This is a genomic window from Mesorhizobium sp. WSM4833 (assembly GCF_055811095.1).
The window spans coordinates 244,630-266,197 of record NZ_JBVVQG010000004.1; the positions used below are offsets into that span (position 1 = coordinate 244,630).

Genomic DNA, 21,568 nt, shown 5'->3' on the forward strand with positions numbered 1-21,568 from the left:
GCCTAAACGGAAACCGGCGGGCTGAACGCCTGAACCTCGCTGGTGGCGACCAGGCGCTGCAGCGAGCCGGGTGCGGCGCCGCCGATCCAGCCGAGCACGGAGCGGGCGAGATCGGAGCCGGCCAGGCGGAAGTTCTCGTTGACGACGAGCAACTCCGGCCGGAACAGGTGCAACAGGTCCGACGACTGCTTGGACACGACATCGACGTCGCGGCCGAGCTTGAGGCCGGCATCCTCGATGCCGGCGACGAGCGCAAGCGTCGCGGCAGCGCCGCTGCTGACGAAGCCGTCCGGCCTGTTCTCGCGGCGCATCACCTGCGCGGTCCTGGTCCTGATCTGCTCGATCGTGTGATCGATGGAAACGGTGTTGAACGGAATTTCGCTGGCGCCGACCTCGCTCAGCGCATCGGCAAAGCCGTTCAGCGTGTGGCCATAATAGGTCAGCCCGGGCGGCGGTGACAGAAGCGCCAGCTTGTGCCTGCCCATGCCCGCCAGGCGGCGGACGGCTTCCATCGCGAATAAATGGTTGTCGAAGTCATGGTAGGGATGGACGAGGCCCATGTCGGTGCGGCCATGCGTGGCAAAGGGCATGCCGTGCTCGAGCATGTAGCTGGCGCGCGGATCGTTCGGTTGGGTGCGCGAGATGATGACGCCGTCGGCCGAGCCGGTCTCGACGAGATAGCGGATCGGCTCCATCGGATCCTGCGAGCGGGAATAGGGCGTGACGATCAGGTGATAGGGCGTTTCGGCGAGCACTTCCGAAACGCCGTAGATGATGTCCGAGACGAAGCTCATGATCTCGCGGTCGGTGTTGAGGACGAGGCTGATGACATTGGTCCTGCCGGTGCGCAGACGCACGCCGGCGCGGTTCGGCCGGTAGCCGATCTGCTTGGCGACGAGCTGGACGCGGCGCCTGGTTTCGGCGCCGATTTCCGGGGCATCCTTCAAGGCGCGTGACACGGTGGTGACGCCGAGCCCGGTCATGAAGGCAAGCGTCTTCAACGTCGGCCGTGCCTGTGCCGAGGTCTCCCCGTTCTTGTCCGTACGCTGTCTGTCCATTCGTCCCGCCCGTCAGGCGCATAGCAGCCGCGGGCCATGTCGGCAATCGCCGTCATGGCGAGACGATATGCGTTCCAGCCCCGGTAAAGTCTCAATATACTGAAACGTTACAGATTGCCATATCGAGTTACATGTCCCTCGCCCACGAGGTGGATGGTTCTTTTGCGAAACGTATTGGGATTCCAGGAGAAATCGCCTCTGCCGCCGCCTTTTGCTCGTATCAGGCGGTATTTCGGTGTTTGCGTCGCAGCAAATCATGCTGCAGTGCATGAGAAGCGCGATCATTCATGCGAATTTGTTCGCGGCCCGAAAAAATATCCAGGGCGCTTCGTTGATGGGTTGCACAGCCCGCGCAATTGCCGTATCGAAAATCTGTAACGTTTCAGATTCTGGGAGGAGCCGAAATGCGATACAGATTTTTGACCGCTGCGCTGGCAGCGACGGCCGCGTTGCAGTTTGCCGGCCAGGCGGCCGCGACGGACCTGGAAGTCACTCATTGGTGGACGTCGGGCGGCGAGGCGGCGGCGGTTGCGGAACTTGCCAAGGCATTCGATGCGACCGGCAACCACTGGGTGGACGGCGCCATTGCCGGCTCCGGCGGCACGGCGCGGCCAATCATGATCAGCCGCATCACCGGTGGCGATCCGATGGGCGCCACGCAATTCAACCATGGCCGGCAGGCGGAAGAGCTGGTGCAGGCCGGCCTGATGCGCGACCTCACCGACGTCGCCACCAAGGGCAAGTGGACTGATGTCGTCCGGCCGAAGAGCCTGCTCGACGGCTGCACCATCGACGGCAAGATCTACTGCGTGCCCGTCAACATCCATTCCTGGCAGTGGCTGTGGCTGTCCAACGAAGCCTTCGCGAAGGCCGGCGTGCCGTTGCCGAAGGACTGGAATGAATTCGTCGCGGCAGCGCCGGCGCTGGAAAAGGCCGGCATCATCCCGCTCGCCGTCGGCGGACAGGCCTGGCAATCTTCCGGTGCCTTCGACGTGCTGCTTGCGGCTGTGGGCGGCACGGACACGTTCCTCAAGGTCTACAAGGACAAGGATGCCAAGTTCGCCGCCGGGCCCGAAGTCGCCAAGGTCTTCAAGGCCGCGGACGATGCCCGCAAGATGGCGAAGAACACCAATGTGCAGGACTGGAACCAGGCGACCAACCTGGTCATCACCGGCAAGGCCGGCGGCCAGATCATGGGCGACTGGGCACAGGGCGAGTTCCAGGTTGCCGGCAAGACCGCCGGCAAGGATTACACCTGCCTGCCAGGCCTTGGGCTGAACGAGGTGATAGCCACGGGCGGCGACGCCTTCTACTTCCCGCTGCTCAAGGATGGCGACAAGAGCAAGGCGCAGGAGGTGCTGGCCGAGACGCTGCTCGATCCCAAGACGCAGGTTGCCTTCAATCTGAAGAAGGGATCCCTGCCGGTGCGCGGCGACGTCGATCTCAATGCGGCCAACGACTGCATGAAGAAGGGCCTCGCCATCCTCGCCAAGGGCGCCGTCATTCCGTGGACGGACCAGCTGCTTTCGCAGGACACCCAGAAGCAGAAGGAAGACCTTTTCGCCGAATTCTTCGCCAAGCCGGAACTGACCGTCGAAGACGCGCAGAAGCGCTTCGCCGACCTCATCGCTTCGGCGGACTGACGCTGGAGGCAACCCACCTCGCTCCCGGCCTTGCGAATGCGGGGCCGGGAATGCACCGCCCTTACCCAGCCGGCTGACGAGATGAGCAAGAGCGCACGCCCCAACCTTCTGTTCCGCAACCTCAATGCGAAGGTCGCCTCGATCCCGATGATCCTCACCGCCATGGTGGTTTTCGTCGGCGGCACCGTCTGGACGGTGCTCTATTCCTTCACCAATTCGAAGCTCCTGCCGCGGCTGAATTTCGTCGGGCTCGATCAGTATTACCGCCTGTGGGCGGCGCCGCGCTGGCTGATCTCGATCGAGAACCTGTTGATCTACGGCGCGATCTCGCTGGTGTTCTCGCTGGTCATCGGTTTTCTGCTTGCAGCACTGCTCGATCAGAAGATCCGCTTCGAGGACACGTTCCGCACCATCTTCCTCTATCCGTTCGCGCTCTCCTTCATCGTCACCGGCCTGGTCTGGCAGTGGTTGCTCAATCCGGATTTCGGCATCCAGCATGTGGTGCGGGACTTAGGCTGGACGAGCTTCAGCTTCGACCCGCTCTATAATTCCAGCATCGTCATCTACGGCATATCGATCGCTGCGCTGTGGCAAGGCACCGGGCTCATCATGTGCCTGATGCTGGCCGGCCTGCGCGGCATCGACGAGGACATCTGGAAGGCGGCGCGGGTGGATGGGATCCCGATGTGGAAGACCTATCTGTTCATCGTCATCCCGATGATGCGGCCGGTCTTCATCACCACACTCGTCATCATCGCTTCCGGCATCGTCAAGGTCTATGACCTGGTCGTGGCCCAGACCAGCGGCGGCCCGGGCATCGCCTCCGAAGTGCCGGCCAAATACGTCTACGACTATATGTTCTTCGCCCAGAACCTCGGCCAGGGTTTTGCCGCCTCGACCATGATGCTGCTCTCGGTGGTGATCGTCATCGTGCCTTGGGCCTATCTCGAGTTCGGGCGACGCAAATGAGCATTGCAGGCATCACCGCTCAAGCAAGCGTTGCCGCCGGCGCGCGCCAGGACATCGCAGGGCCCTACGGTCCAAAGCCGCGCCGCATGATTTCGCGCCGCAACGTCTTCCTCTACGGCACATTGTTCGTCATGGCGGTCTACTACCTCTTGCCGCTCTATGTCATGATCGTCACCTCGCTCAAGGGCATGCCGGAGATCCGGCTCGGCAACATCTTCTCACCGCCGCTCGAGATCACCTTCGAACCGTGGGTCAAGGCGTGGTCGACGGCCTGCACCGGCCTCAACTGCGACGGGCTCTCGCGCGGCTTCTGGAATTCGGTGCGCATCACCGTGCCGTCGGTGCTGCTGTCGATCGCCATCGCCTCGGTGAATGGTTATGCACTGGCCAATTGGCGCTTCAAGGGCGCCGATACGTTCTTCATCATCCTGATCGTCGGCGCCTTCATTCCCTACCAGGTGATGATCTATCCGATCGTCATCATCCTGCGCGAAATCGGCCTCTATGGCAGCCTCAGCGGGCTGGTGATCGTCCATTCCATTTTCGGCATGCCGATCCTGACGCTGCTGTTCCGCAATTATTTCGCCTCGATGCCGGAAGAGCTGTTCCGGGCGGCACGCGTCGATGGCGCCGGCTTCTGGGGCATCTTCCTGCGCATCATGCTGCCGATGTCGCTGCCGATCTTCGTCGTCGCCATCATCCTGCAGGTGACCGGCATCTGGAACGACTTCCTGTTCGGCGTCGTCTACACCCGCCCCGACACCTATCCGATGACGGTGCAGCTCAACAACATCGTCAATTCGGTGCAAGGCGTGAAGGAGTACAACGTCAATATGGCCGCAACCATCCTGACCGGGCTTGTGCCGCTCATCGTCTACTTCATCTCCGGCAAGCTTTTCGTACGCGGCATCGCCGCCGGCGCGGTGAAGGGGTGATGGCGATGACGGCAGCCAACGATACCAGCGTTTCGATCCAGGACCTGTCGCTGAATTTCGGCGCGGTGACCGTCCTGGAGACGCTCAATCTGGATGTCGCCGATGGCGAGTTCATCGTGCTGCTCGGGCCGTCCGGCTGCGGCAAGTCGACCTTGCTCAATTGCATTGCCGGCCTGCTCGACGTTTCCGAAGGCCGCATCTTCATCAAGGGCAAGAACGTCACCTGGGAAGAGCCCAAGGACCGCGGCATCGGCATGGTGTTCCAGTCCTATGCGCTCTATCCGCAAATGACGGTGGAGAAGAACCTGTCCTTCGGGCTGCGTGTCGCCGGCACGCCAAAAGAAGAGATCGCCAAGCGGATCACGCGGGCGGCTGAAATCCTGCAGATCGAACCGCTGCTGCAGCGTAAGCCGGCCGCACTTTCCGGCGGCCAGCGCCAGCGCGTCGCCATCGGACGGGCGCTGGTGCGCGATGTCGACGTGTTCCTGTTCGACGAGCCGCTATCCAATCTCGACGCCAAGCTGCGCGCCGAACTGCGCGTCGAGATCAAGCTGCTGCATCGCAAGCTGCAGAACACCATGATCTACGTCACCCACGACCAGATCGAGGCGATGACGCTGGCCGACCGCATCGCGGTGATGAAGGGCGGCGTCATCCAGCAGCTCGATGCGCCGCAGACCATCTACAACCGTCCGGTCAACCGCTTCGTCGCCGGCTTTCTCGGTTCGCCCGCAATGAACTTCGTCGATGGCCACCTGGAAGACGCCGACGGCGGCTGGCGGTTCGCGGCCGGGGATATCAAGATCCCGCTCGGCACTTACGACTTTGCCAAGCCTCCGGCTCCCGGCCCCGTCACATTCGGTATCAGGCCCGAGCATGTCAGCCTGAACAGCGGCACCGGCTGGCCGTTCTCGATAGCCGCCAATGTCGAGGTGGTCGAACCCATGGGCTCCGACACGCTGGTCTGGCTGAAGCTTGCCCAGCAGAATTTCAGCGTCCGAGTGACCTCGGAACGCACGCCCAAGAACGACGAGGCGGTGACGCTTGGCTTCGATCCGATGCGCGCCTCGCTTTTCGACACCGCAACCGGCACACGCATCTAGCTTCCGAGAACCAACCTTCCAACGACGATCCCCAAGCAAAACGGACAGAGACGATGAATTGGTCATTCCAACTTTACAGCGCCCGCAATTTCCAACCCTGGGACGGTGTGCTCGCCATGCTCGGCAAGCTCGGCTACGCCCAGGTCGAAGGTTTCGGCGGCGTCTATGATGATCCCCAGGCATTCCGTGCCGAGCTCGACAGGAACGGGCTTGCCATGCCGACTGGGCATTTCTCGATCGACGCGCTCGAGAACGATTTTGACGGCGTGCGCAGAACCGCCGACGCACTCGGTATCACGCTGCTCATCTGCCCTTTCCTGATGCCCGACCAGCGGCCATCCGACGTGGCCGGCTGGCGTGGTTTCGGCGAACGCCTGGCCAAGGTCGGTGATGCCGCGAAAAAGGCCGGCTACGGCTTTGCCTGGCACAATCATGATTTCGAGTTCAAGAAACTTGCCGACGGATCGGTGCCGCAGGACCACATCCTGTCATCCGCGCCCGATGTCAGCTGGGAGATGGACGTTGCCTGGGTGGTGCGCGGCGGCGATGATCCGCTGCCGTGGATCGAGAAACACGGCAAGCGCATCAGCGCCGTCCACGTCAAGGACATGGCCAAGCCCGGCGAGGGGCTGGATGAGGATGGCTGGTCGGATGTCGGCCATGGCACCATCGACTGGGCCGGCCTGATCAACGTGTTGCGTGCCAGGAGTGCTGCCCAATACTACGTCATGGAACAGGACAACCCCAACGACATCGAGCGTTTCGCCCGCCGCTCCATTGCAGCCGCCAAAACCTATTAGGAGCAATCAGCATGGCAAAGAAACTTGGCATCGGCGTCATCGGCTGCGGCAACATCTCGAAGGCGTATTTTTCGCTGGCGCCGCTGTTTCGCGGCATTGAAATGCGTGCCTGCGCCGACATCAACATGGAGGCGGCCAAGGCTCGGGCGAAGGAGTTCAAGCTGCGCGCCGACACCGTCGAAGACCTGCTCAAGGCCGACGACATCGACATCATCGTCAACCTGACCATCCCGGCGGTGCACTACGAGGTCTCGAAGCAGATCCTCGACGCCGGCAAGCACGTCTATTCGGAAAAGCCGTTCGTGCTGTCGGTCAAGGAAGGGCTCGACCTTAAGAAGCGGGCGGAGAAAAAGGGCCTGCGCATCGGCTCGGCGCCAGACACTTTCCTCGGCGGCGCGCATCAATTGGTGCGCAGCCTGATCGACACCGGCAAGCTTGGCAAGATCACGAGTGGCACGTGCCATGTCATGGGCCACGGCATGGAGCACTGGCACCCCAATCCGGATTTCTTCTTCCAGCCAGGCGCGGGGCCGGTGCTCGACATCGGACCATATTACATCACCAATCTGATCCAGTTGATCGGGCCGGTGAAGCAGGTCGCGGCCTTCGCGACGACGCCGGCCAAGGAGCGCACGATCAGTTCAAAGCCGCGCGCGGGTGAAAAGATACCGGTCAACACGCCGACAACCATCCACGGGCTGCTGGAGTTCGAGAACGGCGCCGTTATCACGCTCAACACCAGCTGGGACGTCTGGGCCCACGGCCACGCGCCGATGGAGCTTTATGGCGAGGCGGGTACGGTGTTTGTGCCGGACCCGAACTTCTTCGGTGGTGACGTTCGCTTCACCGTCGCGGCCAAGCCGGTCAAGAAGCTGCCGAACTGGCCGCATCCGTTCGGCGTGCCCAACGAGATGCATTCGCAAGGCATGATGGCCAACTACCGCACGTCAGGCCTTGCCGATATGGCGGTGGCGATCGCGGAAGGTCGGCCGCACCGCTGTTCGATGGAGCTGGCGCTGCACGCCGTCGACGTGATGACCGGCCTGCTGCGTTCCGGCGAAACCGGCAAGTTCGTCGCCATGCAGACCACCTGCGAACGGCCGGCCGCACTTGGCGTCAAGGAAGCCAAGGCGCTTTTGCCGAAGAAGAAATAGGGCAGCACACCTCAACCCTCTCCCCGTTTCGACGGAGAGAGGGTAAGGGTGGGGGCAGAGCCAACTCGCCGCGTTGTGACGATGCAGCCGACCGGCTCGTTTCCATTCGAGGATTTTCCGATGCCCTACACGCCCGCCGAAAACCGTTACGAGAAAATGGTCTACAACCGCTGTGGCCACTCCGGCCTGAAGCTGCCGGCGATCTCGCTGGGCCTGTGGCACAATTTCGGCAACGACACGCCGCACAAGACCAAGCAGGCGATCGCGCGCAAGGCCTTCGACCTCGGCATCACGCATTTCGACCTCGCCAACAATTACGGTCCGCCGCCCGGTTCTGCCGAAACCGCCTTCGGTGAGATCCTGCGCACCGACTTCGCTGCCTACCGCGACGAACTGATCATCTCGACCAAGGCCGGTTACCAGATGTGGGCCGGGCCCTACGGCGAATGGGGTGGGCGCAAATACATTCTGGCCAGCCTCGACCAGAGCCTCAAGCGGATGGGGCTCGACTATGTCGATATCTTCTATTCGCACCGTTTCGATCCCGACACGCCGCTGGAAGAAACGATGGGTGCGCTCGACCATGCCGTGCGCTCGGGCAAGGCGCTCTATGCCGGCATCTCGTCCTACAATTCGCAGCGCACGCGCGAGGCGGCCGATATCTTGAAGCAGCTTGGCACGCCTTGCGTCATCCACCAGCCGAGCTATTCGATGCTGAACCGCTGGGTGGAGGAAGACGGCTTGCTCGACACGCTCGAAGGGCTCGGCGTTGGCTCCATCGTGTTCTCGCCGCTGGCGCAAGGCATGCTGACGGACAAGTATCTCGGCGGCATTCCGGACGGCAGCCGTGCGTCGCAGGGCAAGTCGCTGAAGACAGCCTTCATCAACGACAAGACCATCGCCAACATCAAGGCGCTCGACGCCATCGCCGGCAGGCGCGGACAGACGCTGGCGCAGATGGCGCTGGCCTGGGTGCTGCGCAAGGGGAGGGTGACCTCGGCACTGATCGGCGCCAGCCGGCCGGAGCAGGTCGAGGACAGCGTCGGCGCGCTCAAGGCGCTCGACTTCAGCGATGCCGAACTCGCCGAGATCGACACCTACGCGCGCGAATCCGACATCAATCTGTGGGCGGCTTCTGCCGAGCGCAAAGGCCCGCCGAGGAAATAGGTCCGCTCGATAAGCCGGCAAAGCGAAAAACGGCGGGCAACCTGCCTGTTGCCCCGCTCCGATCGATGTTCTCGGCCGCCTTGCGGGCAGAATGCTGGAAACAGTAGCAAAAATGCCTGTTCGTCGCTATCTGGGTGGGACATGGATCGTTTGTGCGCGGCGCAAGCGACGCAAGGCGAGTTGGAACAGGATCATGGCGGCAAGGGATGTGCTGACGAAAAACCAGCTGTGCGTGCTCGAGAAACTCGAGACCGCCAGCGGACCGCTCAGTGCCTACACCTTGCTCGACCAATTGCGCGAGCGCGGTTTTCGCGCACCGCTCCAGGTCTATCGCGCGCTCGACACGCTGGTGAAGTCAGGTTTCGTGCATCGGCTTGAAAGCATCAATTCCTTCGTCGCCTGCGCCGAGCCGCATGACCACAGCCATTCGATGACTGCCTTCGCCATTTGCGACACATGCGGGCAGGTCACCGAAATGTCCGACCACGATGTCGGCCACCAGTTGGACGAATGGGTGCGCTCCACCGGCTTCGCCGCCAAGAAGGCGGTGATCGAGTTTCGCGGGACGTGTGCCAAGTGTTTGGCTGAGGCGGCTTGAGGTGAGTTGATATTCAGATGATGCCGGCCTGCAAATGGCGGCTTCCTGCGCTTCCGGTGCTCACGTACGAAAAGTACGCTCCGCTCCGGTTCTCGGAATCCACCATTTTCGGCTCGGCCTGATCTGAATCTCAACACAACTTGCGTTGGTGCTAATGCGCCTCGTCCCAGTTGTTGGCGGCGCGCGCGTCGACATGCAGCGGCACCGACATCGAGACCGCCGGCATCGCCGCGTTTTCCATGACATGACGCACGACCGGGATCGTCGCCTCGACTTCCGCCTCGACGGTCTCGAAGATCAGTTCGTCATGCACCTGCAGCAGCATGCGTGCCGAAAGGCCTGCTTTTTCCAGCGCCTCCTCCATGCGGATCATGGCACGACGGATGATGTCGGCGGCGGTGCCTTGCAGGCGGGCATTGATCGAGGCGCGTTCGTTGAAGGCGCGGAGCGAGGGGTTGGACGATCTTATGTCGGGGTAATGGATGCGGCGGCCGAAGATCGTTTCGACAAAGCCGTGCTCGCGGGCATAGGCCTTGGTCTCCTCGATGTAATCGCGGATGCCGGGGAAGCGTTCGAAATATTTCTTGATGTAGTTGCCGGCCTCCTCGCGCGGGATCGACAGCTGGTTGGCGAGACCGAAGGCCGAAATGCCGTAGATGATGCCGAAATTGATCGCCTTGGCGCGGCGGCGAACCTCCGACGGCATGCCTTCGACCGGCACGTTGAACATCTCCGACGCGGTGATGGCGTGGATGTCGGCGCCGTCGGCGAAAGCCTGCCGCAGTTGCGGGATCTCGGCGACATGGGCGAGCACCCGCAATTCGATCTGGCTGTAGTCGGCCGAGACCAGCCGATGGCTCTTGTCGGTGATGAAGGCGGTCCTGATCTTGCGGCCCTCGGCGGTGCGCACCGGGATGTTCTGCAGGTTCGGATCGGAGGATGACAGGCGGCCCGTCGTCGTCGCGGCCAACGCGTAGGAGGTGTGGACGCGCTTGGTGTCGGGGTGGATGAAGCCGGGCAGCGCATCGGTGTAGGTCGATTTCAGCTTGGTCAGCTGGCGCCAGTCGACGATCTTGCGCGGCAGTTCGTGACCTTCGGCGGCGAGATCTTCGAGAAGCTGCGCCGAGGTCGACCACTGGCCGGTCTTGGTCTTCGAACCGCCGGGCAGGCCCATGCGCCCGAACAGGATGTCGCCGAGCTGCTTGGGCGAGCCGATGTTGATGCGTTCGCCGATGAGCTGGTAGATTTCTTCTTCGAGGCGAGCGGCACCCTGCGCCAGTTCGCCGGAGAGCCGCGACAGGATCTGCCGGTCGACCGAGATGCCGCGCTGTTCCATGCGCGCCAGCACCGGCACCAGCGGCCGCTCCAGCCGCTCATAGACAGACACCAGGCCCTTGGCGGCAAGCCGCGGTTTCAGCACCAGCCAGAGCCGCAGCGTGACATCGGCGTCTTCGGCGGCATGAGCGGTCGCCTTGTCGATGTCGACCTGATCGAAACCGACCGAGCTTTTGCCCGAGCCGGTCACGTCCTTGAGCTGAAGAGGAGTATGACCGAGCCACTTTTCGGCAAGCGCATCCATGCCGTGACCATGGGGCGTACCGGCATCGAGCACGTAGGAGATCAGCATGGTGTCGTCGAACGGTGCGACATCGACGCCGTAGCGGCTCATGATGACAAGATCGTATTTTAGGTTCTGCGCGATCTTGAGAACCGATCTGTCTTCGAGCAGCGGTTTCAGCACCGCCAGCGCCTCGCGCAGCGGAATCTGGTTTTCGAGCGCGCCACCACCGAGCAGGTCGCCATTGCCGCTCATATGGGCGAAGGGAATGTAGGCGGCGCGTCCGGGAGCCGTGGCGATGGCCATGCCGATCAGTTCCGCCTGCATCGGATCGGCGGATGTCGCCCTGACGTCGAAGGCGGCGATGCCAGCCTCCCGTGCCTCGGCGACCCAGGCTTTCAGGGTCGAGATATCGCGGATGCAGTGATAGGCCGAAATGTCGATCTTGCCGGTGGCCGCGCGCTCCAGCCTTAGTGCCGCGAGCAGGGAGGGGGTATCGCCTTGTTTTGACGTCTCCGCCGTCCCGCCGGCTTCGTCCGGTTCAGTGCCAGGCGCGTTCCGGGCAACCGGCGGCAAACCGGCGCCAACGTCTGGGCCATGGGCATGATCGGCGCGTTCGACGGTGACCGCGACGGCCTGGACGTCGCCGGCCTCGGTGCTGGTCGCTTCCGCGACACGGCGGGTCAGCGAGGTGAATTCCATGGTCTTGAGGAAACCGATCAGCTTCGGGCCGTCGGGCGCGTGCAGGACGAAATCCTCCAGACCCTCGGTCACCGGTACGTCGTTCATTAGCGTCACCAGCTGACGAGAAATGCGCGCCTTGTCGGCGTTGGCGATGATCGATTCCCGGCGCTTGTCCTGCTTGATCTCGCCGGCCCGGGCCAGCAGCGTGTCGAGGTCACCGAACTGTTCGAGCAGTTGCGCCGCCGTCTTCGGCCCGATGCCGGGCACACCAGGCACATTGTCGACCGAATCGCCGGTCAGTGCCTGCAGGTCGACCATCTTCTCCGGCGGCACGCCCCATTTCTCGATGACCTCCGGAATTCCGATCTGGCGGTCCTTCATCGGGTCGTACATGGCGACCGTATCGCCAACCAGTTGCATCAAATCCTTATCGGAGGAGATGATGGTGGTATCGCCGCCGGCTTCGCAGGCGAGCCTCGCATAGGTGGCGATCAGATCGTCAGCCTCGTAGCCTTCGATCTCGACGCAGGGCAGGTTGAACGCCCTGGTCGCCTGGCGGATCAGGCCGAATTGCGGGATCAAATCTTCCGGCGGTGCCGAGCGGTTGGCCTTGTATTCGGGGTAGAGATCGTTGCGGAAGGTTTTTGACGAATAGTCGAAAATGACGGCGAAATGCGTCGGCACGATGCCTACATCGGTATTGCGGGCGTCGAGCATCAGCTTCCACAGCATGTTGCAGAAGCCGGAAACGGCGCCGACCGGCAGGCCGTCGGATTTGCGGGTCAGCGGCGGCAGCGCGTGATAGGCACGGAAGATGTAGCCGGAGCCGTCGACAAGGAAGAGATGATCGCCTTTTTTCATGCCGGCAGGGATAGCGCGGCGCGGCGGCTTGGTCCATGCCAAAGGCAGCCTCGACTATCGGTTCCGGCAACACCCTGACAGATCGCCGTCACCCTGCTCACGCCCATGTTACAAAACTGTAATTTTCGTGCCCTTGAATCGCCACGTTCAGAGACCCAAATACACGTCATCGGCAGTTTTCGCCGAGTCCGGAGCAAGGCCCGTCCCCCGCCTATCCCGGACACCTGCGGCAGCCTATCCCCCCTCTCCGGGCTGCCGCATCGTTTCGAGTAGAAGGCCGCCGTGGTTCCCCCTCCACCACGGCGGTCTTTTTTTGCCTCGCAGAGACGTTTGCAGCCCGTGGTCCAATGATCGCGGGCTTTTCGTTTTCCCGTCATGCCTTTACGGTTCCGGTTCTGAATCGAAAGGCTTCACATATGTCCGCAGTTTCCCCCGTCCTCGACCGTCTCGTCAAGAATCTCGACCAGAGCCTCGAGCGCCTGTTCGGCTTGCTCAGGATCAAGTCCATCTCCACCGATCCAGCCTATGCCGCCGACTGCCGCAAGGCGGCGGAATGGCTGGTGGCCGAACTCGAGCTGATCGGCTTCGACGCCAGCGTTCGCGACACGCCCGGCCACCCGATGGTGGTTGCGCACCATGACGGCCCGGCCGGTTCGCCGCATGTGCTGTTTTACGGCCATTATGACGTTCAGCCGGTCGACCCGATCGAATTGTGGGAAAGCGATCCGTTCGCGCCTGCTGTCAAGGAGGTCGGGCCGGACCACAAGGTGATCGTCGGTCGGGGGTCGGCCGACGACAAGGGCCAGTTGATGACCTTCGTCGAGGCTTGCCGCGCCTGGAAACAGGTGCATGGCAATCTGCCTTGCCGCATCACCATCCTGTTCGAGGGCGAGGAGGAATCCGGTTCGCCTTCGCTGAAGCCGTTCCTCGAGGCCAATGCCGACGAACTCAAGGCCGATTTCGCGCTGGTCTGCGATACCGGCATGTGGGATCGCGACACGCCGTCGATCTGCGTCGGATTGCGCGGGCTGGTGGGTGAGGAGATCACGGTGAAGGCCGCCGACCGCGACCTGCATTCGGGCCTCTATGGTGGTGCCGCCGCCAACCCGATCCGCATCCTGGCCAGGGTGCTGGCCGATATCCACGACAAGGACGGCCACATCACCATTCCCGGCTTCTATGATGGCGTCGAGGAAACGCCGTCGCAGATCCTGAAATCATGGGAGACGCTCGGCGAGACTGCCGAGACGTTCCTGGGACCGGTCGGCCTGTCGATCCCGTCGGGCGAAAAGGGCCGCTCCGTGCTGGAATTGACCTGGGCGCGGCCGACGGCCGAGTTCAACGGCATCATCGGCGGCTATACCGGTAAGGGCTTCAAGACGGTGATCGCGGCCGAAGCCTCGGCGAAGGTCTCGTTTCGCCTCGTCCACAAGCAGGACCCGAAAAAAATCCGGGCCGCGTTCCAGAAGTTCGTCAAGGAGCGCATTCCGGCCGACTGTTCCGTCGAATTCCATCCGCATGGCGGCTCGCCGGCAATCCAGCTTTCCTACGACTCGCCCTTCCTGGCCAAGGCCAAGAATGCGCTGTCCGACGAATGGCCGAAGCCGGCGGTTACGACGGGCAGCGGCGGCTCCATTCCGGTTGTCGGCGATTTCCAGACCTATCTCGGCATGGAATCGCTGCTGGTCGGGTTCGGCCTCGACGACGACCGCATCCACTCGCCCAACGAGAAATACGAGCTCAGCTCCTTCCACAAGGGCCAGCGCTCCTGGGCGCGGATTCTCGATGCCTTGACGCGCTGAGCAGCGGAACCCCTGTTTTCTTGTTGATTTTTCAGCCGATCGCGGCGAGGACGGGCCACAAGATAAAGCGCTGCAGCACCCCCTGCGGGTCAGGGGCACTGTAGGGCTCGACCGGAGAAGACAATGGCCGATATCCGTTTCCATAAAAACGACCTGCCCGACCTCTCGCACTACAATGTCGGGGCAGTGGCCATCGACACCGAAACGCTCGGGCTCAATCCGCATCGCGACCGGCTGTGCGTGGTGCAGATTTCGCCTGGCGACGGCAGCGCCGACGTCATCCAGATCGCGCCCGGCCAGAAGAAGGCGCCGAACCTCGTCAGCCTGCTGAGGAACCGCGGCGTAACCAAGCTGTTCCACTACGGCCGCTTCGATCTTGCCGTTCTCTACAATGCGTTCGGCGTCATGCCGGAGCCGGTGTTCTGCACCAAGATCGCCTCGCGGCTGACCCGCACCTATACCGACCGCCACGGGCTCAAGGACATCTGCTTCGAGCTTCTCGGCGTCGGGCTGTCCAAGGCGCAGCAATCGTCGGACTGGGCGGCCGAGACGCTGTCGCCCGAGCAGCTCGAATATGCGGCTTCCGACGTGCTCTATCTGCACCGGTTGCGCGATGTACTGGCCGGACGGCTGGCGCGCGATGGGCGGACCAAGGAGGCCGATGCCTGCTTCCGCTTCCTGCCGACGCGTGCCAAGCTTGACCTGATGGGCTGGGACGAAGAGGATATCTTCGCCCATAGCTGAGGGCCGTGGGCGCGCTCCGCGGGCCGGTGACCGTTTGGAACCGGATACAGGCCGTCGCGTTCTGTCGGCTCAGTTTGTCGGTGCAATTGGGGATAATGACATGGCGGACAGAAAGCCGATTGCGACCGCGCCGACAGACGGCTCCAAGGTCTCCGTGACCTGGAAGGACAGCGACGGCGTCATCAACGAATCCATCGCGCAATATCGCGACGACGGCTGGTGGGTCTATATCGACAGTCACACGCAAAAGAAGGTCGAGCCGACCAGCTGGCGCCCTGCCGCAAGCGACGACGACGATCAATGAGCGCGCCGCTGGTGAGACCGGCTGCTTTCGAATAGCCTGAAGCCGTTGATATCGAGGCCGATTCGGGGCTTTCCGGTCCGCGGTCGCCCTCTTGCTCGGAGGAAATCGCTATGGGTGTCGAAAGCCTGCTCGTCTTCATCATCATCGGTGCCATCGCCGGCTGGCTCGCCGGTCTCATCGTTTCCGGCTTCGGCTTCGGCCTGATCGGCAACATCATCGTGGGCATCGTCGGTGCGTTCATCGCCGGCTGGCTGTTTCCGCGGATCGGCTTTTCCATCGGCGGCGGCACTCTCGCCGCGATCATCCATGCCACGATCGGCGCCATCATCCTGCTGGTGCTGGTCAAGGTTCTGAAACGAGCCTGAGGCTCGACAACGCAAAGAGCGCGCCATGAAACAGAATACGCTCTATCTCGTCATCGGCGCGCTCGTCGTCGTGGTCATCGCGCTCGGCATCTATGTCTATCGCGAGCAGACCAAACCCAAGGGCGTCGAGCTCAAGATCGACGACAAGGGCATTTCGATCCAGCAGAACTAAGCTATGCGGGGGCGCGACATGGTTGCTTCTGACGCCCCGGAAGACGTCGATCAGCCCCCGATCACCGCGGCGGAATGGGAGAGGCTGAACAGGCCGCCAAGGCGCGAGGCGCTGCTGCGCTATCGTTGGCGGGTGTTTCGCTTTCTGAGGACATCCGCACCGGTCAGCGAATTGCAGGGGCAAGAGCAGGTATTCCGCGATGCGGTCGTCGCCACCGTGGCCTTCAACCGGCCCGAAATGATCGAATGGCAGATCCACCTGGTACGCCGATACCTGGCCGAGCACGAAAGCTACATCGTTTTCGACAACAGCAACAAGGGCGAGGCAAGGGAAGCAATCCGCGATCTCTGCCGTCGCCAGCATGTCCCCTATGTCGCATTGCCGAAGAACAGGCTGGTCGTCAGCAGATCGCACGGTCAAGCGCTCAACTGGATCGTGCGGAATTTCTTGCCCAGGTTCGGGCCGAAGCTGTTCGGCTTCATCGATCATGACATCTTTCCGACTGAACCGTTTTCGATCCGCGCCCGGATGGAGGGCAAAAGCCTCTACGGCAGCGTGCGGCGCGATACGCCGACGCCAGGCGGCTGGTTCCTGTGGCCCGGCTTCTGTTTTTTCGACGGAAGCCTGTTGCGGCGACGACTGGATTTCGCCCCGAGCTACAAGTTTCATATGGATTCCGGCGGCGGCAACTGGCCTGTGCTCTACAGGTCGATCGATCCGGCGCTGGTTCGATTCGCTGAAAACAAATCGCTTCGCTTCGGCGCCGGACATGATCAATCCGAGGATTTTTTCATGATGGTCGATGGCTGGCTGCACGTCACGAACGCCTCGAACTGGAGGCGACAGCCGGTCGACAGGGGCGAACACATTGTCGCGCTGTTGCGGCAAGCCGGCGGTCCCGACCAGCCGGATGTGAAGTTCGAGCCCATCTGAACGAGACAGCGAATAGCGTGGTGTCAGTAACCTGCAAAGAGCAGACGCTGGCGTTTTTGGCTGCCCAACCCCAAGGCCGGCATTCGAACACGACTTAACCCGCCCTTAAATCGCCGCATCTACTCTTCAACCCGAACGCCATAGGCATCGGGGACATCAAGCACAGCGCATGGCGAACCGCAGAGACAGTCGCATCGAACCCAGTTTCGAGGGGCCGCCGCAGGCGCGGTCCTCGGCGGGTCTTTCGGTGAACGAGGAGGATCGCGTCGTGCCGAGCAATCGCAAAGCCTCCGCAAAACGCAAGCCGGCCAAAGGGAAATCGTCGCGGGTCAAGCGCGGCAGAAGCCGGCGCGGCCTGTTCGGCGTGCTCGGCCGGCTATTCTACTGGTGCTTCGTGCTCGCCATCTGGGGCGGCATCGCCGTGGCCGGCATCGTCATCTACTACGGTGCCAAGATGCCGGCGGCGACGACCTGGTCGATTCCCGACCGCGCCCCCAACATCAAGATCGTCTCGGCAGATGGCCAATTGCTCGCCAATCGCGGCATGAGCGGCGGCGAGGCGGTCGGCCTGCACGAAATGTCGCCCTATATCCCGGAAGCCGTCATCGCCATCGAAGATCGGCGCTTCTACTCGCATTTCGGCATCGACCCGATCGGGCTTTCCCGCGCGATGGTCACCAATGTGCTTGGCGGGCATTTCTCGCAGGGTGGCTCGACGCTGACCCAGCAATTGGCCAAGAACCTGTTCCTGACACCCGACCGCACGCTGGAGCGCAAGGTGCAGGAAGTGCTGCTGGCGCTATGGCTGGAGCACAAGCACACCAAGGACCAGATCCTCGAAATGTATCTGAACCGGGTCTATTTCGGCTCTGGCGCCTATGGCGTCGAAGCCGCCTCGCGCCGCTATTTCGGCAAGAGCGCGCGCGACGTCACCCTGTCGGAAGCCGCATTGCTTGCCGGCCTGCTGAAGGCGCCGTCGCGGCTGTCGCCGGCACGCGATCCCAAGGCCGCCGAGGAACGCTCACAGCTGGTGCTTGCCGCCATGCGCGACGAGGGCAAGATCAGCGCCAAGGAACTGACCTCGGCGATGAGCGCGCCGGCAACGCGTGCGCCTTCCTATTGGACCGGCTCGGAGAATTACGTCGCCGATACCATCATGGAGGAACTGCCCGACCTGATCGGCGACGTACGCGGCGATATCGTCATCGACAGCACCGTCGACCTGAACCTGCAGAAGCTCGCCGAGCAATCGATCCGCAGGCTGATCGACGACAGCGGCAAGAAACTCAACGTCAGCCAGGGCGCCCTGGTGTCGATCGACGATTCCGGTGCGGTGCGCGCCATGGTCGGCGGCTACGACTATTCGACCAGCCAGTTCGACCGTGCTTCGGAGGCACGTCGCCAGCCGGGCTCGGCATTCAAGCCGTTCGTCTATATGGCCGCTCTTGAAGCCGGCCGCACGCCCGACAGCATCCGCAACGATGCGCCGATCAAGATCGGCAACTGGACGCCCGACAATTACGGCGGCAAGTATTTCGGCAAGGTGACGCTGGCCACCGCGCTGGCCAAGTCTTTGAATTCGGTGGCAGCGCAGCTGACCATGGAGGTCGGGCCGAACGCGGTTGTCGAGGCGGCGCATCGCATGGGCATCCAGTCCGACCTGACAGCCAACACCTCGATCGCGCTCGGCACTTCGGAAGTGACGCCGCTGGAGTTGACATCGGCCTATGTCCCCTTTGCCAATGGCGGCTACAAGCCCGACATCCATTTCATCCGGCGCGTGACGACCACCGAGGGCAAAGTGCTTTACGACAGCGGCGGCGGCAGCGCGCCGCGCGTCGTCAAGCCTGAGATCGTCGGCATGATGAACTCGATGATGACGGGCACGGTTGAGATCGGCACTGCCCGGAAAGCGGCTTTCGCCTGGCCATCGGCCGGCAAGACCGGCACCAGTCAGAATTCGCGCGACGCCTGGTTCGTCGGCTACACCGCCAACCTCACCACCGGTGTGTGGTTCGGCAATGATGATGGCAGCCCGATGAAGAAGGTCACCGGCGGTGCACTGCCGGCGCAGGCCTGGCACGAGTTCATGGTTGCGGCCCACGAGGGTGTGCCGGTGCGGCCGCTGCCCGGCACCTGGAAATCGACGCCGGCCGACACAATCGTCCCCGACGAGATACCCTCGGCGAACAACACGGCGCCGGTTCCGTCGACGTCGGTCGGCCAGCAGGCACCAGCGCGGCCAGCAGCGCCGGTTGCCCAAGCGCCAGCGCCGGTCCGCGCGGCCCGTCCCGCCCAAACCGTCGATGCCGATGGCCTTTCCATGCCGGGGGATGACGGCGCCACCGCGTCGATCAAGCACCCGGTGCCGCCAGGCGACGTCGGCGGCCCGCGCAAGAAGCGGCAGACCTCGATCCTCGACCTCCTTGGCGGCTGAGTAGACCCGCTAATTCGCCTTTGGTTTGGCGCTGCCCAGCTTCTTGCTGTCAAAGGTCAGTTTGTCGCTGTGAATCTTGCCGTCGCTGATGGTGAGGTGCTTGGCGCAGGAAAGCGCGCCGGACGACTCTGTCATCAAGTCATACATAAGCAGCGCCTGGTGGTCGTCTCCGAAGGCCGCGATCATGCGCACACCGGTCACATCCTGTGAAAGTTTGGTCAGGCCCTCGAGGTAGGGGGCCTTGCCAGTCGACTGTTGCATCGGCCCATCAAAAACGACGTCGTCGGCGACATAGGATGCTGCCTTTTCGAGGTCGTGTCCTGTCCACGCTTTGGTGAAGGCAGTGGCGATGTCGAGGGGTGCTGTCTGTGTCATGGCTTTGTCCTGATAGATTGATTCAGAACCCCGCGCCCTTTCCGCATTCAAGGACCAACGGCGAGCCAGCTTCCCGGTTCCTCCTTTGAGGTGAATGGTGACATTTCGGCCTCTCGCCACCTCGGCGGCGTTCGGCTACATCTGCCGGCTGGAGACCTGAAATGACTGAACTCGACACCCGAAAGACCATCGTGCTGACCGGCGCCAGCCGCGGCATCGGCCACGCCACCGTCAAGCGTTTTTCGCGCGAGGGCTGGCGCGTCATCACCTGCTCCAGGCAGGCTTTCGCCGAGGACTGCCCGTGGCCGGCCGGGCCGGAAGACCACATCAAGGTCGATCTCGCCGATCAGGAGGATGTCGGCATCGCCGTCTCCGAAATTCGCCACCGGCTGGAAGCGCATGGCGGCCAGTTGCATGCGCTGGTCAACAATGCCGGCATTTCGCCGAAGCTCAAGGACGGCAACAGCCGCATGAATTCGATCGACACGCCGATGCATGTCTGGCGCGACGTGTTCCAGGTCAATTTCTTCGCGCCGATCATGCTGGCGCGCGGGCTGTTCAAGGAACTGGCGGCGGCCAAGGGCTCGATCGTCAACGTAACCTCGATCGCCGGAACCCGCGTGCATCCTTTCGCCGGCACGGCCTACGCGACATCGAAGGCGGCACTCGGGTCGCTGACGCGCGAGATGGCGCATGATTTCGGTCCGCACGGCATCCGCGTCAACGCGATTGCGCCGGGCGAAATCGATACCGCGATCCTGTCGCCGGGCACGGACAAGATCGTCGAGACCATTCCTCTCAGGCGCCTTGGCACCACGGCCGAAGTCGCCGACATCATCTTTTTCCTGTGCTCGCAGCAGGCGTCGTATGTGACTGGCTCGGAAATCCACATCAATGGCGGCCAGCACGTGTGACAAAACAGGATGCTCATCCTGTTATGGTGAGAACAGCCTTGCCGCTGAAGCTGCGCTGTCGCAGTGCGTCCAGCGCTTGAGCGACGTCTGTCCACGGCGCCGTCAAGGCCACGCGCGTTTCGAGCCGGCCGGCTACGACCAGAGCGAGCAGTGAGGCGATGTCCTCGCCGATGCCTGGACCAGACGTGTAGTACGCAAAAGTCTGAAGCCTTGCCCCTTCATGATCCGGAACGAACTGGCGGAATCCGACGGGCGTCAGCTCGCCGCTGCTCGAACCGAACATGACGATGGTCCCGCCAGGTGCGATACGTTCGATCGCGCGTGCGAGGCTTTGGCCGCCGACCGACTCGGTGATCAGCGAGAACGGCCCCTCGGCCAGATCGATCGCTTCGACAACCTGCCGGGCTCCGAGGCCGCGGAGATCGTCGGCATGCCGGGCCGCGGCGATTGCCGTCACCGAGGCGCCTTGCTCGCGGGCGATCTGGATCTGAAAACGGCCGACCGCTCCGCTTGCACCGGTGATCAAGACCTGCTGGCCGGCGAGGTCGCCGCCATGGCGTAGAGTCCTTAGTGCCGTCGTACCGGCGACAGGAAGCGTGGCTGCGGAAACGAAACTGACGTCATCCGGCAGGACGGCGAGACGGTCGATTGGGACTGCGATGCGTTCGGCCCAACCGGCCTCATCGACCAAAGCAACAACCCGGGCGCCGACGGCTGGCCCAGAACCATCGGCTGCTCTTCGTTCGACAATCCCCGCGATGTCCTGGCCGGGTATCCAGCCCTCGGGGCGTATGGCAAGCAGGCGCAGTTCGCCCCGGTTCAACGAAGTTGCGTGGACAGAGACAAGCGCTTCGTTCGAAGCCGGTTGAGGCTCGGCGATGTCGACGAGCCTCAACCCGGTCGCGCTTTCGGGAGAGATGACCAGGGCGAGCATGGCGTACCTTGTTGCTGGCTTGTCGGTGCCAGCTTGCTGTGGAAAGCACGGCAAACTG

At 62.8% G+C, this 21,568-nt stretch carries 20 protein-coding genes; 16 read left to right on the forward strand and 4 right to left on the reverse strand.

Features of this window, described 5'->3' with window-relative positions; genetic code table 11:
- Positions 1-2: 2 nt before the first annotated feature.
- Complete coding sequence (locus tag AC0L2D_RS09560; protein WP_473540898.1) at positions 3-1,058, reverse strand: LacI family DNA-binding transcriptional regulator; 1,056 nt, start codon at positions 1,056-1,058, stop codon at positions 3-5.
- Between the two features lie 404 nt (positions 1,059-1,462).
- Between AC0L2D_RS09560 and AC0L2D_RS09565 the strand changes: the two genes are divergently transcribed.
- The 8 genes from AC0L2D_RS09565 to AC0L2D_RS09600 all read left to right on the forward strand — a co-directional run bounded on the left by AC0L2D_RS09565 (position 1,463) and on the right by AC0L2D_RS09600 (position 9,427).
- Entirely contained in the window at positions 1,463-2,701 is a 1,239-nt protein-coding gene (locus AC0L2D_RS09565; RefSeq protein ID WP_473540899.1) for an ABC transporter substrate-binding protein, read from the forward strand.
- An 81-nt stretch (positions 2,702-2,782) separates the two neighbouring features.
- Entirely contained in the window at positions 2,783-3,670 is an 888-nt protein-coding gene (locus AC0L2D_RS09570) for a carbohydrate ABC transporter permease (RefSeq protein ID WP_127322195.1), read from the forward strand.
- Positions 3,667-4,605 (forward strand): carbohydrate ABC transporter permease, encoded by a 939-nt coding sequence (locus AC0L2D_RS09575; protein WP_473540900.1) that lies wholly within the window; start codon positions 3,667-3,669, stop codon positions 4,603-4,605. Before AC0L2D_RS09570 ends, AC0L2D_RS09575 begins: the two co-directional genes overlap by 4 nt.
- A 5-nt stretch (positions 4,606-4,610) precedes the next feature.
- The gene (locus AC0L2D_RS09580; RefSeq protein ID WP_224675239.1) at positions 4,611-5,708 is read left to right on the forward strand and encodes an ABC transporter ATP-binding protein; all 1,098 of its coding nucleotides are present in this window, start codon (positions 4,611-4,613) and stop codon (positions 5,706-5,708) included.
- A 53-nt stretch (positions 5,709-5,761) separates the two neighbouring features.
- Positions 5,762-6,508 carry a sugar phosphate isomerase/epimerase family protein gene (locus AC0L2D_RS09585; protein WP_473540902.1) on the forward strand — a complete coding sequence of 249 codons (747 nt, stop codon included), beginning with the start codon at positions 5,762-5,764 and terminating at the stop codon, positions 6,506-6,508.
- Positions 6,509-6,519: 11 nt separating this feature from the next.
- Positions 6,520-7,662 (forward strand): Gfo/Idh/MocA family protein, encoded by a 1,143-nt coding sequence (locus AC0L2D_RS09590; protein ID WP_473540904.1) that lies wholly within the window; start codon positions 6,520-6,522, stop codon positions 7,660-7,662.
- A gap of 120 nt (positions 7,663-7,782) precedes the next feature.
- Complete coding sequence (gene mgrA, locus AC0L2D_RS09595; RefSeq protein WP_473540905.1) at positions 7,783-8,829, forward strand: L-glyceraldehyde 3-phosphate reductase; 1,047 nt, start codon at positions 7,783-7,785, stop codon at positions 8,827-8,829.
- A gap of 193 nt (positions 8,830-9,022) precedes the next feature.
- A complete protein-coding gene (locus AC0L2D_RS09600; protein WP_109658718.1) occupies positions 9,023-9,427 on the forward strand; it encodes a Fur family transcriptional regulator in 405 nt (134 codons plus the stop codon).
- Positions 9,428-9,578: 151 nt separating this feature from the next.
- Here AC0L2D_RS09600 and polA read toward each other — a convergent pair whose 3' ends face one another.
- The gene (gene polA, locus AC0L2D_RS09605) at positions 9,579-12,530 is read right to left on the reverse strand and encodes a DNA polymerase I (RefSeq protein WP_164767692.1); all 2,952 of its coding nucleotides are present in this window, start codon (positions 12,528-12,530) and stop codon (positions 9,579-9,581) included.
- A 416-nt stretch (positions 12,531-12,946) separates the two neighbouring features.
- Here polA and AC0L2D_RS09610 point away from each other — a divergent pair, with 416 nt between their 5' ends.
- The 7 genes from AC0L2D_RS09610 (at position 12,947) to AC0L2D_RS09640 (ending at position 19,287) form a co-directional block, all read left to right on the forward strand.
- The gene (locus AC0L2D_RS09610) at positions 12,947-14,332 is read left to right on the forward strand and encodes a M20/M25/M40 family metallo-hydrolase (protein WP_473540907.1); all 1,386 of its coding nucleotides are present in this window, start codon (positions 12,947-12,949) and stop codon (positions 14,330-14,332) included.
- A gap of 123 nt (positions 14,333-14,455) precedes the next feature.
- Positions 14,456-15,076 (forward strand): ribonuclease D, encoded by a 621-nt coding sequence (locus tag AC0L2D_RS09615; protein WP_013529549.1) that lies wholly within the window; start codon positions 14,456-14,458, stop codon positions 15,074-15,076.
- 100 nt (positions 15,077-15,176) lie between these two features.
- The gene (locus tag AC0L2D_RS09620) at positions 15,177-15,380 is read left to right on the forward strand and encodes a hypothetical protein (protein WP_013529550.1); all 204 of its coding nucleotides are present in this window, start codon (positions 15,177-15,179) and stop codon (positions 15,378-15,380) included.
- A 110-nt stretch (positions 15,381-15,490) separates the two neighbouring features.
- Positions 15,491-15,745 (forward strand): GlsB/YeaQ/YmgE family stress response membrane protein, encoded by a 255-nt coding sequence (locus AC0L2D_RS09625; protein ID WP_013529551.1) that lies wholly within the window; start codon positions 15,491-15,493, stop codon positions 15,743-15,745.
- Between the two features lie 25 nt (positions 15,746-15,770).
- Positions 15,771-15,917, forward strand: coding sequence for a hypothetical protein (locus AC0L2D_RS09630; RefSeq protein ID WP_013529552.1), 147 nt, complete (start codon positions 15,771-15,773; stop codon positions 15,915-15,917).
- 18 nt (positions 15,918-15,935) lie between these two features.
- Positions 15,936-16,850 carry a hypothetical protein gene (locus AC0L2D_RS09635; protein WP_473540908.1) on the forward strand — a complete coding sequence of 305 codons (915 nt, stop codon included), beginning with the start codon at positions 15,936-15,938 and terminating at the stop codon, positions 16,848-16,850.
- 169 nt (positions 16,851-17,019) lie between these two features.
- Complete coding sequence (locus AC0L2D_RS09640; protein WP_127368519.1) at positions 17,020-19,287, forward strand: transglycosylase domain-containing protein; 2,268 nt, start codon at positions 17,020-17,022, stop codon at positions 19,285-19,287.
- A gap of 9 nt (positions 19,288-19,296) precedes the next feature.
- On the opposite strand, the gene AC0L2D_RS09645 is transcribed toward AC0L2D_RS09640, so the two are convergent.
- Positions 19,297-19,662, reverse strand: coding sequence for a nuclear transport factor 2 family protein (locus AC0L2D_RS09645; protein WP_027161316.1), 366 nt, complete (start codon positions 19,660-19,662; stop codon positions 19,297-19,299).
- A 161-nt stretch (positions 19,663-19,823) separates the two neighbouring features.
- Between AC0L2D_RS09645 and AC0L2D_RS09650 the strand changes: the two genes are divergently transcribed.
- Complete coding sequence (locus AC0L2D_RS09650; RefSeq protein ID WP_013529556.1) at positions 19,824-20,576, forward strand: SDR family NAD(P)-dependent oxidoreductase; 753 nt, start codon at positions 19,824-19,826, stop codon at positions 20,574-20,576.
- Positions 20,577-20,589: 13 nt separating this feature from the next.
- On the opposite strand, the gene AC0L2D_RS09655 is transcribed toward AC0L2D_RS09650, so the two are convergent.
- The gene (locus tag AC0L2D_RS09655) at positions 20,590-21,510 is read right to left on the reverse strand and encodes a zinc-binding dehydrogenase (protein ID WP_473540910.1); all 921 of its coding nucleotides are present in this window, start codon (positions 21,508-21,510) and stop codon (positions 20,590-20,592) included.
- Positions 21,511-21,568: the final 58 nt, after the last annotated feature.